This window comes from Chryseobacterium sp. NRRL B-14798, assembly GCF_050470705.1.
GTDB lineage: Bacteria > Bacteroidota > Bacteroidia > Flavobacteriales > Weeksellaceae > Chryseobacterium > Chryseobacterium cupriresistens.
The window spans coordinates 2156975-2171940 of the sequence record NZ_JBFLUL010000005.1; the positions used below are offsets into that span (position 1 = coordinate 2156975).

Genomic DNA, 14966 nt, shown 5'->3' on the forward strand with positions numbered 1-14966 from the left:
ATGAAAATAAATTCAAAGCTAGTAGTAATATTGCTTTTATAAAGTCTTGATACAGTTAATAGTATTTAGTAATAGGTACTAAAAAGCGAAACTATGAACATCAAATATTTTTTGGGAAAAGCAGCTTTTTGTCTGCTTCTTTTCTTAGGAGTGTTGAGCAGTGGCAGATCTGCAACATGGGAAGTCGATAGTCTGCGGAAGGAAATACATAATAAATGGCTTAACAAAGGTGATTTTAACAGCATCATTTTAGCAGAAAAAAAACTGATTATTAAATGTAAAAAACTAGGCTATATACCAGGTGAAATAAAAGGGTATATCAATATTGCCCATGCACTCAGCGGTATAAATAGGAACAAAGAAAGTTTACAATTTCTGGATATCGCCCGAAAAAAGCTCACGAACTATAATGACGCGGGACTTGAGGCTCAGATGAATCATGTGTATGGAGTAAACTATTTTTCCCTCGGGCTACATAAAAGAGCATTGCAAAGGTTTAATAAAGCTTTGGAAGCAGCCAAAAGAATTTCGCATGAAAAAGAAAAGCAGAGAATACAATACTCTGTTTATGATTGGAAACGTTCTTGTTTTGGTTTTTTAGGGTTGGTAGACTCAGTTTACAGTAATGAACGAAAATGTATGAAGTCACCAATGCCGATGCTTTATATAACTATTGCAAATAGACATTTCAAAAACAATAATATCGATTCTGCAGAGTATTATATCAATAAGGCTAACCATTTGTTATTGATAAAAAAAATTCCTGTGGAGGGAAAAGCTAATGTGCTAAGAGCTTATGGAAGGCTTAATATAGAAAAAAAAGAATACAATAAATCGTTGCAGTATTTATTGGAATCATTAGCTATTACGCATGGGGCAGGACTCCGAAAAAGGACTTTAGAAACGTATAAGCTTTTGGCAATAGTGTACAAACGTCTCAACAATCTGCAAAAAGAAAATGAATATCTGGCAAAATATTCTCGGTTAAATGACAGCTTGCGGGAAGGTGAAAAGGTAGCTTTAAATACATCTGTAGAAGATATATTGGCAAGTCAGGAAGAAGATTTTACAGCCAGCAGTAAGAATTTCTATTATGGTTTCGCAAGTATTATTTTAGTGAGCACAGTCATTATTTTGATCATTGATAATGTTCATAAAGTAAGATATAAAAAGCAAGATAAAATGCTAAATGACAAAAAACATGAAACTGACATTCTCAGAAGAAAACTTGAAAACCTTTATGAGGAAGTCGTTCAGCTTGCTATAAAATCAGACCCGTCTTTTATCCATAAATTTAGGGAAGCTTATTCAGACTTTTATGATAATTTGACAAAAGAAAATCCTGCTCTTACCGCGAATGATATTCTGTTTTGTGCTTATATAAAATTAAATTTTTCCAATAAAGAGATCGCGGAGTATGCGCATCTGTCTATAAGAACTGTAGAATCAAAAAAATACCGTTTAAAGAAAAAACTGGGTATTTCTTCTGAATCGGATTTTAATAAATGGATCACAAAATATTGATATTCCTATTTAATAAAATTTACAATCTATTACTGTAATCAATTGTATAATTGTCAAGAGTGGTACAAAGGCATGTGTTACCTTCCGTATCAACAAATTACATTTTCTGACAATGTTGTACCTCATTGTATCATTACTAATTGTCTTATCTTATTTCAAGGAATACAATCAGATATTGCGGATCAATAAAATCACAAAATATTTTTAATTCTCTCAACAACTAAATAAAAATCTTTCTCAAATGAAAAAAATATAATAATTCTTTATTTATTAACGGCATCTCCTGCGTTTGTGCAAGTTGGCTTAATGAAGTAAATCCCTCTGCCATGCTGGAGGTTAGATCAAAGGGCAATACAAATACAACTAAGTAATTCTAACGGAACAGAACTCCTGATAATTCTTGATAATGGAATGTTGGTGTTAATGTGGTGGCTCCTACAACAAAACTATATACTAATGGCAGTGTACGTTACGAGAATCTCCCTGTTATTTCAGCAAATTTATCTCCTCTTGTAGTAAAACCAGACGGAACTTTAGGGATGTATTTGCCGGAGACTACCATTTACGGTTTCCCGTAGAGTTATTACTACAGCCTCACCGTATATTTACAAAGTTTTATTAAGAGACAAGTACAGAATGTTTTTTATCCCTAGCTATGCTGGGGATTTTTTATATTTGTATTACTTGAATTATGCAAGTTTCTACTGATTTAACAGAAGGACCTCCTGCGGGAGGTTTTTTCAATAATGATCCAAAGAAAAAGAAAACCTCTCAATAGGAGAGGTTGCATGATTAAGTAGTCGGCTTTCATAACAGACTTTAATCAAATATAATAAAATTTCTTGCAAAACATAAAAAAATGAAGGTTTTTGGTGAAAAAAATGAGCCCATCCGCAAAAAAGGGTTTATTAAACCAGTATTTTACAAAAGCACTTCTTAACCTCCTTTTGCTCTGGGAGTTTCTTTATGAGCTGAGTCATAAATCAATTGAAAGAGAGTTATTAAATTTGTACTGTTAATAAATAAATTTTAACATAAGTTTTTATACCTCCTGCTGTCCGGGAGGTTTTTATTTATTTAATAAATCCATACCGTAAATTTGATCGTATATTAAAATACAACTCATTAGTTGAGTTTTCATGGTTATTAGTTTTATCCTCGGAGAGATCCGGGGATTTTTTGTTGAGATGAAACTTCTTGCAATTTAGGATATTTGTAAGCTAATTTTTTATTTCATACCACAAAAGCGTTATTTTCATTAAATAGTGAAGATTTTGGTATGTGCCTTGTTAGTGTTAATGCAGATTTTGAAACAAAAGACATAAGACACCACATCATTTATCTATACTTAATCACACACTTTAAACTTCATTTTTTAATGGAGTTTTTTTATTTTTGTGAGTATTGTGGATTATTTATGAACTAATAAATCTGTAGTTGACTCTCATTTTTAAAGGTATATATTTAAGTGTTCAATTACTTCAATATCGGATGAAGATATATTCAACCTCCTAATGTCCCAAAAGGTTTTTTTATTTTATTACTTTTGGTGGATTACTTTTTAATACGTCAAGTTCCGTAGTATAAAGGGTTTTGCTTTGTTGAACTAAAATTGATGTGGATATGTTCTAAATAATCAAGATATCCACGTCAGTGAAAGGAATGAAATTAGGAGGAATTGTCTGGTAAGAAATCCATCCTCCTAAGCATAAATGATTGGTGAGTTTGAAGGCAAAAAGCAGCATTTTGAGATATGTACTTTTTGACCTACCATATTAAAAATAGCATTAATCCAGGTTAATATAACAAGTATGTGCCTAACTCATGTCGAATCTTGATTTGGAACTCCATGATTTTTGCCTTTATGCTGACGTAATTAATAAACACAATCCTACATAGATTAATAAAAAAAGACTAACTAGTTCTTTTTATGATCACCGTCATAATAGAGATTAATTTATTTCACGACATTTGGAATAATAAAACTATCCATGAAATAAGGAAACCATAAAAATTGTTAAACTAAAAATTACAAAATATTATGATAGACTTATTTTCACTAAAAGGCAAGAGGAAGGACATTGTTATCATGTACTTTAAAAAAAAGATGTACAGGCTCATTGATAAAGGCAGGTGGATTACTGTTATGATCTATAAATGGTATAAAACAATGACCATATCCTGTCTGATATCCGATAACCTGGTTTCTTTAATTATTGTCAGAACAAGAATTACTCCTTTTTACGAAAAATATACAGTACTGTAGATTTTTTTATTACTGAATCATTTTTACTCTGAGACCACCGGAAAACGCTGATTAGTGTTTTTCTGACTTACTGCTTACCCGAGACATAAAATTACCTTATCAAACCACCTAAATCTTTTAATATGAAAACAAAAAAAAATTCTTTTACAGGAAAGCTTTTTATGTTGTTGATGGCTTTTCTTATTTCATTTTCAATGAGAGCACAGGTAGGGATAAATACAACTACTCCTCATCCCAGCTCTATTTTAGATCTCAATTCCACAACCCGAGGGCTGCTAGCTCCACGTCTGACAACAGCCCAGCGGATCGCTATTGCTTCACCTGCTGATGGACTCATCGTGTACGATACTAATTTCAAACAGCTTTACTATTATACTTCCAATACGGCAGCATGGTTCCCCGTAGGAAGTAATGTTTCTGAAAGACTTAATTTTAAGCGAATAAAGTCTACAGATGTTTTAGCTACAGTGCTGGCAACAGAACTAAATGCAGGAGGTGGAACAAGGTACCTTTTAAATGCAGATACATTGTATGAAATCAATGGACAGGTAGTGTTTGACAGACCCATAGAAATTAATAATGCTTATATACATGGGCTTGATACCAATAATGATATTATTGTCAGAGCCAACGGAAATATTTTTGAAGGATCAACAGGTGGGAGTATAAAGAGTGTTACTCTAAGTGCACCATCAGGAAATGTTTTTAATATTTCAGGTACAACTGCCCAGAACCTTATCTTCAGGGATAGTGTAGTCGCAAACTCAAGCAGTGTGGGAACCATTTCTGGGCTTGGACTGGTGTTTCTCAGTATTATCCAATTTACCGGAAACACCAATGGTATTACCTACAATAATATTGGGCAGCTCCTGCTCAGTAATATGGGATGGGCAGCTAATAATTCCGGCACCTACGAAAAGCTTACGGGAACCTTTACATCGGTTGAAAAACAGGGCGGGTTCAGCCAGGTCAATGGCTCAGCCATCGGTTTTGATGTTTCAACAAGCGGGCTTACCATTACAGGAGATGCGGTGATGGAATCCGTTGTATTTACAGGAACCAATACAGCTGGATATGTCAAGCCTTATACTACTGGGACGTATTCAGGATACAATTTTAATAACAGTTGGACCGTCAGGGCAGCAGGTCTTCCAACTGAAGCAGACACCAATGCTGTTGGTGACTTTTCAGTTGATTATCCAGTAGGAACCGGTATTGGGGTAAGTTTTAACAGCTCCAATCCAAGTAATATTGTAAAAATTGGCACTTCAACATCTGTTTCCACCTCATCAAACCTGTTCAGATTTACTACGGATGGGGTTCCTAACAGGTTGAAGTATGTGGGTAAAAAGAAAAGAATTTTTCAGGTCACGGGTTCTGTATCGTTCCAGGTACCTGCAGCCGGTACTTATATCATTTATATTGCAAAAAACGGAACAGCCATCAGTCAGTATAAAGTATATGGACGTGGAGCTGCTTTAAATGATATTGTGGTATTGCCCATTAATGGCACAACTGAACTATCCACGAATGATTACGTTGAAATATTTGCACAACGTTATACAGGTTTAACAGGCGATATTGTAGTTCCTAATATGGCTGTAACCATTAAATAACAGTTATGTTTTGTTGAAAAGCCTGATATTTAAAGATCAATCTGAAAAAATTAATTATAGTTTATGAAGCGCTTGTAGAAACTACAGTGGGTTTAAAAAATCGCCTCAAAATGCTATCAGATGATTGGGACAATTTAAAAGGCTTAGAATCAAATTTAGGAGAAGATTTCTTTACGAAACAGGATGATGAAAAGATTCAATTGCTGGAAAATTGTTTCGTTACTTTATTAACACATTTCAACTATCAAAGTAAAGATAAAAGCGCTATTCGCATATCCCGTGATAAGTAAATGCCAATAATAGAAGTAGCCCTTCCAAATGGAAGACTGAAATATTATGACTTACGGTTTGATTCTTCCGGAAGTGATCATATTCGCGCCATGTGGGCTTATTATATCGCACTTTTAGAGACTTCCTATGCTAAAGATGGGAGTCACCCGCTTTTGTTAAAAAGATTTTCATGAGTTCTTAAGAGAGCTGTCTTTGCAGCAAGAAGCACAAAGTATTGTCTTTGCCTCGTTTCAAAACTCTCAAGCAGATTTTAAAGCTGTAACAAGGGGATTGAACTTTCATGAGATAGAAGGCAATGGAAGGTTCATAGCTAAAATTGATAGTTCCAAAGTGGTAGATTAAAATAATCAAATATGAATTTTGAAATTTAACGACTCAAGCTCAGCTATTTTGTTCAAATCTTCTATAAAAGTGTTCGGAAAATGCACCTCGGCGGTCACTCGGACGGACAAGACATTTTTTTTATGTTTTGTCCGTCTTTTTTTTGTTTGCAAACTATTGTTAAAGATATAGGGTAGTGCAAAATTTAATTTGGTGTCCGAAACGCATTTTCTTCAAACTCAAGTTTTTCCGCTAAAATAGACTGTTTTGTTTCTGTATTTCCTTCTGAGTATAGCTTTGATGGATTCGGTATCACTTCTAAAACTTTTTCAACCCAATGTTTTATTTCCAGGTCTTTTCTTGGCATCTTCTGATTTTGCAATTCCATTTCTAAGCTATCAGGCTCCATCGATCTTTGGGTGAACTCATTCTCAATATGAGAAAGCCACGATATTCCAATTTTTTCAAAAGTGTAGAAAATTCTTTTTGAGCTTTTATTGATTTCTAATAAACAGCTACTGCTAGAATAAGGGAAATTAGAAAGTATCTATCCATTTGTAAAGATCTGTATCAGAAGAGATTCCAAATGATTTCCTCAGCCTGCTTTTCCTTGACTGAACTGTACGTATTGAAATATGATTGTATTCCGCAATATCTTTTGTAGTGAAATTCAGCTTGAGAAGAGCACATAGTTTAAACTCTTCTGATGTAATTTCCGGATTTACATGCATGAGGTTTTCATATAATCCGGGAAATGATTGTTTTATTTTTGGTATGAACGCGATGTCATCATTCATAGCCATTTTTACAAGGTTTTCTAAATCTATATCGTCTTTCTTATCCAGCCTCGTACGTATATTAGCAATTATATTCTGGCTACGAAGGACTTTTCTGTACAGCTCCAAAACAGTAAAATGTTTTAGCAGAATAAAATATCCGAAAATTGCAAACCATATAAATACTTGTAAAAAAGTAAAAAGTCTCTGATTTCTTGAAAATTCTAAATTTCCGGCATTTTTAATCCTGAATATTCTAAAATCATAATAATGGCTTATGAGAAATAAAACAAACGCCGTAGCAAAAACAGCTATAATATACTTTAATTTTTTCTTTGTGTTAAAAATAAATAAGGAAGTCATGAGCAGCAAAAAATAATATAATGACAAGCCATTTTCAAAACCTGAAGTGGATGAAAAGAAGAAAACCAATAGCATAGCAAGCTCTATAACAATAAAGCATATCATGATATTTTGCCGGGCCTTAGTAAAAAAGAACAGAATAAGAAAAATACTGCCTAGCACAAACAATAACAAAAAATAGCCCTCAAAACCAAACAGCAAATCTCTGAATCCGCTTACAAGTAAAACTATTCCTATAGAAAATGCGAATAAATTTAATATTTGGGCATCCAGACGTTCAAATCTGTCAGCAGTGGGATCAATATGCAGATTCTGTATATAATTCCAAATTTTACGTAACATTGGTCATAAATATTTGTTAAAAGATACTACTTATTTGTAGTTGAAAATTATTTCTGTAAAATTAATTTTCCATAAAAATGTAAGCTAAAATATACCAAGTGATTAAGTAATGTTAAATCTTTATAGCGGCCTGTACATAATACTGAAATTAGTTGGTCAGAAATTGTAGTTTTAAATGCTCTGAATGTTTTTTACTACAAAAAGGTAAACTATATCATCTGCCATTTTTAATACCATAATAAAAGTCATAGTCATATTTTTGTAGACACTTCACACAATTTCATTTATACTTTATCCTCAACGGATTTTTTAGACTATTGGTTTTCTGTTTTTTTATCTGCATCAGGTTTTGAAAATGGTTTGTCATTGTGTTGTTTTTTTGGTTCTCAGAACTTCATACAAGGTTAATGGTAATTGTAATATTATCAGATTTCCATTTGCGTAGCACAGGAATTTCTGGTTTTTAATGCTGTTAATTAAATGATCTATTATTGTTTATTGTAATGTATTGAAAATTAGAAAATTAAGTGTGTTTTGTTCTTTTGGTGGTATCTATGCCGTATATTTTACCGTGTTGATAAGGTATCTGTAGCGTATGGTATTTCTTTATTTAAGCTTAAAATAAGATCAATTTTACAGCTCAATTCCAATGAGGTGAAAATGTATTTTAAGAATAAGAGTTACAATATGACAAAGGCATCAGGTATGCTTCTTTTGCTTTGCTCTTTTTGTAAGATATATGCTCAATTATATATTGGAAAAAGTTGTGATCTCTATATTAAAGACAGTATTATTATTTCTTTGTTAGAGAGAAAAGATAGTCTGGTTTCATTATATATTAAAGCCAACACTAAAGTGCATAACCTGCAGCAAATGTCCAATATCAAGATTGTTGTACTTTCTTCTTCTTACTTACCAAAAACACAGCAGAGTTCTTTTAGTAATACTATAAAAAAAGCTAAAGATAAAAAAGAACAAAAAAGAGTTTTAAAATTGATTTCTGAACAGAAAATCTCCAGAGCTGAAAATGGTAAGTCTACTATCATTTTTTATGGAAAATCAGAAGATATTGCTATTATTATAACCAACATGTTGAAAGAAAAACAAGGAATATTACATAGAAAGCATAAGATATTTATCCTGTACGAAAAACAGTTTTGTCCAGAGCAATCTCTTAAAACCGATGTGTACGAAAGGGCTTTTCTGGCAGGACTACAAATTCGGTCTCCTCCCTCTTTCAAAATCATTTTATAGCAAAATAACAGGAACACAAATTCAAAATATAGTACTATGGAAAAGAGTACTCATAAGACTCTTTTCCGTTTTCCAAATTATCAAACAAAATGAAAAATAAATTTTATACAATTCTTGCCTTAGCGTTTGGCACATTAGCTTTCGCTCAAGTAGGCATCAATACGCAAAATCCACAAGGGATATTCAATATCGATGGTGGTAAAAACAATGCTGTAACAGGAACTCCAACGGCCGCACAATTAGCCAATGATTTTATTGTAACCAATTCAGGATCTACAGGTATTGGTGCAATTCCCGACGCATCTGCTATTCTGGAGCTTAATGTAAGTCAGCTTGCATCGGGCAGCCAAAAAGGGTTTTTAGGTCCACGAGTAGCTTTAACAGTATATAATGATGCGTCTACAATACCTAATCCTGCAGTTGGCTTATTGGTTTACAATCTGGGAACTCAGTCTACTTTTACCTTTAAGGGATATGTTTATTGGGACGGAACCCAATGGAGACCTTTGGATGGGCGCTCGTTACAGTCGGGAACGATAAGCGGTTTGAGATGTACTGACGTAACACTAAGCCCGCTTACCTATACCGCCGGAACTCCTTATCAGGGTACCATGTCGATTCCTTATTCAGGAGGCAATGCAGGAATATATGGTCCACAAACAATAGGACCTGTAAATGGTCTTACGGCAACACTTCCTCAGGGTAATTTTGCGCAAGGATCAGGTACTTTAAATTATACTGTTTCCGGAATACCAACAGTATCCAGCCCCAATACAACAACATTTCCCATTTCGATAGGAGGGCAGAGCTGTAGTGCAACAGTAGGTGTTGGGAAAGTGCTTGCACCTGGAGAGTATCAGTTCTTTACTTATACATTACCGGCGACGTATATAGGATTGCTGAGCACACAGGTTGGCGGTACTTATGATGCTATTTTAGGAGGAAAGTTAAAATTGGACCTTGATTTTAATGCAAGTTCCAATCAGGGTTCAGGAGCCGTTACCTACAATCCACGTTTGGTAAATGCCTCCAGTTCTAATATTAAAGTATGGTATTCGGCATTATCGAGCGTAGACCGCTTCCGCCGCTCGAACGTTTTATTAGCGCCTGGAGGTTATATGGAAACGGATAATGGAATTTATCTTAACTGGGGAGACAATATGAATAGCAGTTCTACTCCTGTAACAGCTACAAACTCCAGTGATAATTCTCAGGAGATAGAAACGGTAGATGTAATTGTTGACGGAATCTGGTATAGAGTAATCGTTTTTGTTTCTGTAGATAATTTAAATGATACTGATCCCAGCAATAATATCCGACGTGTCTTTATGACAGCACAAAGAATGTCATCCTATTGATATGAAATGATAAAATAGAACGGATGAGCTCACCTTAAATTCATTGTATCCGGCAGATGAATTCCGTCTGTCGGTTTATAAATACCCTTCAATTACAAGATTCTAAAAACACGGACTAATGAATTTTAAAGAGATTCCAATAGGGACATTGATTGAAAAAGAAGTTGCAGAAAGCGGGATAGAACTATCCCGTATCTGTAGCTTTATGAAATGTACTGAACAGGAAATAAAAGGAATGTACAAATCTTCAAGTATAGAAACAGAAAACCTGTTGAAATGGAGTAAATTATTAGAATATGATTTTTTCAGGCTGTATTCTCAGCATTTGATATTGTATGCCCCATCCATAGCAGGTAAAAGCATAGAAAATAGACAGAATAAAAAGCCAGGCCTACCTCAGTTTCGTAAAAATATTTACACAAGGGAAATCATTGATTTTATTCTGAGACAGATAGAATCAGGAGAAATGTCAAAGGTTGCGGTAATAGAGTATTATAAAATTCCTAAAACAACTTTGTATAAATGGATATATAAGTATAAAAGCGAAATAAATTTAAATAAAACATTTTATGGAAAAAATAGTTCCCGATTATAAAAGAATTTATAATGACATCATCGTAAAAGAGTTTCCGGAAAAAAGAGATTCCTGTCAACGATTATTAGAGAAAGAAAGTTTATCCGTTATGGATATTATGGAACTTAATGAAAAAATTTTTGGGATTCCGGATAAGGAAACTTTTGCTGCCAGTCAGAAGCATCGTTCATTTATGAAAAAGGATATACTTAAAATGCTTGATTATCAGAAAAAAAATAAACTTAATAACACTCAACTCGCCATTCACTTTAAATTAAGCCCAAACACAGTAACCAAATGGAAAAAGAGTTTTTTAATATAAAATGTTTTATAACAAACAGATTGGTTAACAAATAGGTACTAAAGATTAAATAAGGAGTCCTTTTATGGTAATGATGGTCGGAAGAAAAATCTTCCGACTTTTCTATTTTTTGACGTGTTTAATCGAATTTAAAATCACTGATTGTTAATTAAATTAATTGATGTTTGTCTTGTATACTTGCAGTTTATAATCAATTATTTATACCGCTTTAAGATGGCAAATTCTTTATATAATACACTCAATAATGAAAAAAGTCTTGGTAATGTCATATAATGTTATTAGCTTTATAATGAATTCCGAATGACAATATTATTACACCTCACTAAATTTATTAATCATGAAAAAGCAAATCTTTATCGTTGCGTTGTCTCTGGGAGCAACCGCCTTAGGAACCCACCGGGTTATGGCACAACATTCAGAGCAGGTGAGTACATCAGTCAATATTATTTTATCAGATGTTATTGCAATGGATATTGGCTCTGCTGCTTCAGAAGGCGCTGTAGATTTTAATTATGGGAACACAAAAGATTATAATTCATCAAAAAATGTGACCGTTCCCAATAGTTTAGTCATTATTTCCTCTAAAAATTTTGATGTAAAAGTAAAATCTGAAGGTGCACACTTTGTAAGTGGCGCAAATGTCATTCCTGTAGATATATTACAGGTAAAAGCAATACCAGGGGGAAGTATGGTGGGAACCCTGAATGAGGTCACTTTATCTCCAAATGATCAGGTGCTGGTAAGTAATGCAAGTTTAGGTACCAGGCAGTCTTTAAATATTGCTTACTCTATTTCTGCTGAAAATGCCTCCAAGGTACTTTTAGGAAAACCACAGGGAACTTATACACAAAAAATAACTTATACTGCCACTGCATTGTAAATCAATACCAATTTTAAATAGAAAAGCCCTCGATACTACAAAAGTATCGAGGGCTTTCTCATTTATCATATGAATAAACCTTGTAGTGATTTTACTACATGAACTTCCTTTTTCCACTACAAAGAAACTTTTAGTACCACTATAAATTTGCAGTATACAAAAGATAACAATTAAGTAAAAAATAACAATAAAATATTACCATCATGAAAAAGCAAATCGTAATCACAGCCTTAACTTTTGGAGCAATGATACTGGGAACTAATAATGTTCAAGCTCAGAATACAACCGCAACTACAACCGTAAACATCACCCTGAATGATGTGATCTCTATCGACGCAGGAAGTACAGCCATTGGTAATACGGTAGATTTTAACTATGTTACTGCAGCAGACTATAACTCTGATCAGACAATTACTAAAGCCAACTCTTTAAAAGTTACTTCCACAAAGAATTTTAATGTTAAAGTAAAAGCAGGAGGGGCTAATTTTATGAATGGAACGAATTTAATCCCTGTCAATGTTCTGACAATCAAAGCCGCTACAGCTGCCGGAACCATGGGCGGAACAAAAAATACTGTAGTTTTATCTGCAACGGATCAGAATTTAGTTACCAACGCTCCTCTTGGAAGTGCCTTAACATTGAATCTGGATTACACTATTCCAGCGGCAAAATCATCATCTTCTGATATTTTAGGTAAGCCGGCCGGAACTTATACTCAAACAGTAACTTATACCGCGACGGCTTTATAATAAAAAAACACATCAATATATATGCCCTCAGCACTTTCCAGGTACTGAGGGTTTTCTATTTATCATGTGAATAAACTTTGTAGTGATTTTACTACACGAACTTCCTTTTTCCACTACAAAGAAAATTTTAGCACCACTATAAATTTGCAGTATACAAAAGATAATAATTAAATAAAAATAACAATAAAATATTACTGCCATGACAAAACTAATTACAATCACAGCCTTAACTTTTGGAGCAATCATATTTGGAACTAATAATGTTCAAGCTCAAAATACAACCGCAACTACAACCGTAAACATCACCCTGAACGATGTGATCTCTATCGATGCAGGAAGTACAGCCATTGGTAATACGGTAGATTTTAACTATGTTACTGCAGCAGACTATAACTCTGATCAGACAATTACTAAAGCGAACTCTTTAAAAGTTACTTCCACAAAGAACTTTAACGTTAAAGTAAAAGCAGGAGGCGCTAATTTTATGAATGGAACCAACTTAATTCCTGTCAATGTTCTGACGATCAAAGCCGCTACAGCAGCCGGAACAATGGGTGGAACAAAAAATACTGTAGTTTTATCTGCAACGGATCAGAATTTAGTTACCAACGCTCCTCTTGGAAGTGCCTTAACATTGAACCTGGACTATACTATTCCAGCGGCAAAATCATCATCTTCTGATATTTTAGGTAAGCCGGCCGGAACTTATACGCAGACAGTAACGTATACTGCAACAGCTTTATAAATTAATTTTTCATATTAATATTTTGTGATTTGGTGTTTCGAAGGCTTCCTCAGGGGGCCTTTGATTTTGTATGTATTGAACCGAGATAGCTAAAATTCAAAATCCGGTAATTTATATTACGACAGCTTTATAATAGAAATAGCAGTAATTTATATATGCCCTCAACATTTTCTAAGTTTTGAGGGCTTTTTCATTTATCATATGAATAAACCTTGTAGTGATTTTACTACACGAACTTCCTTTTTCCACTACAAAGAAAATTTTAGCACCACTATAAATTTGCAGTATACAAAAGATAACAATTAAATAAAAATAACAATAAAATATTACTGCCATGACAAAACTAATTACAATCACAGCCTTAACTTTTGGAGCAATCCTATTTGGAACTAATAATGTTCAAGCTCAAAATACAACCGCAACTACAACCGTAAACATCACCCTGAACGATGTGATCTCTATCGATGCAGGAAGTACAGCCATTGGTAATACGGTAGATTTTAACTATGTTACTGCAGCAGACTACAACTCTGATCAGACAATTACTAAAGCGAACTCTTTAAAAGTTACTTCCACAAAGAACTTTAACGTTAAAGTAAAAGCAGGAGGCGCTAATTTTATGAATGGAACCAACTTAATTCCTGTCAATGTTCTGACGATCAAAGCCGCTACAGCAGCCGGAACAATGGGTGGAACAAAAAATACTGTAGTTTTATCTGCAACGGATCAGAATTTAGTTACCAACGCTCCTCTTGGAAGTGCCTTAACATTGAACCTGGACTATACTATTCCAGCGGCAAAATCATCATCTTCTGATATTTTAGGTAAGCCGGCCGGAACTTATACGCAAACAGTAACTTATACCGCGACGGCTTTATAATAAAAAAGAAACTTTTATCATCGCTGTAGATTTTTCGTGTTCATAAAGAACAATTAAATTAAAATAACAATAAAGTATTACTGCCATGACAAGACTAATCACAATCACAGCCATAACTTTGGGAGCAATCCTATTTGGAACTAACAATGTGCAAGCTCAAAATACAACCGCAACCACAGCTGTAAACATTACCCTGAATGATGTCATCTCTATCGATGCAGGAAGTACAGCAATTGGTGGTATAGTTTCCTTTAACTATGTTACTGCAGCAGACTATAACTCTGATCAGACAATTACCAAAGCGAACTCTTTAAAAGTTACTTCCACAAAGAACTTTAATGTAAAGGTAAAAGCAGGGGGACCGAATTTCGTCAATGGTTCAAACTCAATCCCAGTGGATGTTTTGACAATCAAAGCTGCAGAAGCTTCCGGAAGTATGGGCGGAACAAAAAACGACGTGGTTTTATCCCCAGGAGAAAGAACTTTAGTATCCAATGCTCCTCTCGGAAGTGCCTTAACACTGAATCTGGACTACACCATCCCGGCAGCAAAATCATCATCTTCAGATATTTTAGGTAAACCGGCCGGAACTTATATACAAACAGTAACGTATACCGCGACTGCTTTATAATAAAAATTTTAGTTTAAAAGGTTCCTTTTGCTATGTTTTCAGTAGTTTTGGGAATCTTTTATTATTAAACTATT

General features: G+C 34.0%; 15 protein-coding genes. 13 read left to right on the forward strand and 2 right to left on the reverse strand.

Annotation, left to right across the window (positions count from 1 at the left end; translation table 11 throughout):
• Positions 1-93 precede the first annotated feature (93 nt).
• From AB1278_RS10115 to AB1278_RS10130, 4 genes are all read left to right on the forward strand, one after another.
• Positions 94-1524 (forward strand): hypothetical protein, encoded by a 1431-nt coding sequence (locus tag AB1278_RS10115; protein WP_411413004.1) that lies wholly within the window; start codon positions 94-96, stop codon positions 1522-1524.
• Positions 1525-3912: 2388 nt separating this feature from the next.
• Complete coding sequence (locus AB1278_RS10120) at positions 3913-5406, forward strand: hypothetical protein (protein WP_411413005.1); 1494 nt, start codon at positions 3913-3915, stop codon at positions 5404-5406.
• Positions 5407-5516: 110 nt separating this feature from the next.
• Complete coding sequence (locus AB1278_RS10125) at positions 5517-5696, forward strand: hypothetical protein (RefSeq protein ID WP_411413006.1); 180 nt, start codon at positions 5517-5519, stop codon at positions 5694-5696.
• Positions 5697-5870, forward strand: a complete 174-nt coding sequence (locus tag AB1278_RS10130; RefSeq protein ID WP_411413007.1) for a hypothetical protein — start codon at positions 5697-5699, stop codon at positions 5868-5870. It abuts the gene before it with no gap.
• A 353-nt stretch (positions 5871-6223) separates the two neighbouring features.
• On the opposite strand, the gene AB1278_RS10135 is transcribed toward AB1278_RS10130, so the two are convergent.
• Both AB1278_RS10135 and AB1278_RS10140 read right to left on the reverse strand, forming a co-directional pair.
• On the reverse strand, positions 6224-6406 hold the full coding sequence (locus tag AB1278_RS10135; RefSeq protein WP_429814123.1) for a hypothetical protein: 183 nt from the start codon (positions 6404-6406) through the stop codon (positions 6224-6226).
• A 148-nt stretch (positions 6407-6554) separates the two neighbouring features.
• Positions 6555-7499 carry a helix-turn-helix transcriptional regulator gene (locus AB1278_RS10140; RefSeq protein ID WP_227942423.1) on the reverse strand — a complete coding sequence of 315 codons (945 nt, stop codon included), beginning with the start codon at positions 7497-7499 and terminating at the stop codon, positions 6555-6557.
• Between the two features lie 687 nt (positions 7500-8186).
• On the opposite strand from AB1278_RS10140, the gene AB1278_RS10145 reads away from it, so the two are divergent.
• From AB1278_RS10145 to AB1278_RS10185, 9 genes are all read left to right on the forward strand, one after another.
• A complete protein-coding gene (locus tag AB1278_RS10145; protein WP_429814126.1) occupies positions 8187-8753 on the forward strand; it encodes a hypothetical protein in 567 nt (188 codons plus the stop codon).
• Between the two features lie 89 nt (positions 8754-8842).
• Positions 8843-10111: a hypothetical protein gene (locus AB1278_RS10150; RefSeq protein WP_202838702.1), complete on the forward strand. Its 1269-nt coding sequence runs from the start codon at positions 8843-8845 to the stop codon at positions 10109-10111.
• A 118-nt stretch (positions 10112-10229) separates the two neighbouring features.
• On the forward strand, positions 10230-10706 hold the full coding sequence (locus tag AB1278_RS10155; RefSeq protein WP_343638729.1) for a transposase: 477 nt from the start codon (positions 10230-10232) through the stop codon (positions 10704-10706).
• Positions 10681-11007, forward strand: a complete 327-nt coding sequence (locus AB1278_RS10160; protein ID WP_202838704.1) for a helix-turn-helix domain-containing protein — start codon at positions 10681-10683, stop codon at positions 11005-11007. Before AB1278_RS10155 ends, AB1278_RS10160 begins: the two co-directional genes overlap by 26 nt.
• 337 nt (positions 11008-11344) lie before the next feature.
• The gene (locus AB1278_RS10165; RefSeq protein WP_429814131.1) at positions 11345-11887 is read left to right on the forward strand and encodes a peptidoglycan-binding protein LysM; all 543 of its coding nucleotides are present in this window, start codon (positions 11345-11347) and stop codon (positions 11885-11887) included.
• A 203-nt stretch (positions 11888-12090) separates the two neighbouring features.
• Entirely contained in the window at positions 12091-12636 is a 546-nt protein-coding gene (locus AB1278_RS10170; RefSeq protein ID WP_202838706.1) for a peptidoglycan-binding protein LysM, read from the forward strand.
• Between the two features lie 199 nt (positions 12637-12835).
• The gene (locus AB1278_RS10175; protein ID WP_110011201.1) at positions 12836-13381 is read left to right on the forward strand and encodes a peptidoglycan-binding protein LysM; all 546 of its coding nucleotides are present in this window, start codon (positions 12836-12838) and stop codon (positions 13379-13381) included.
• A gap of 334 nt (positions 13382-13715) precedes the next feature.
• Positions 13716-14261 carry a peptidoglycan-binding protein LysM gene (locus AB1278_RS10180; protein WP_202838707.1) on the forward strand — a complete coding sequence of 182 codons (546 nt, stop codon included), beginning with the start codon at positions 13716-13718 and terminating at the stop codon, positions 14259-14261.
• Between the two features lie 85 nt (positions 14262-14346).
• Complete coding sequence (locus AB1278_RS10185) at positions 14347-14892, forward strand: peptidoglycan-binding protein LysM (RefSeq protein ID WP_202838708.1); 546 nt, start codon at positions 14347-14349, stop codon at positions 14890-14892.
• Positions 14893-14966 lie beyond the last annotated feature (74 nt).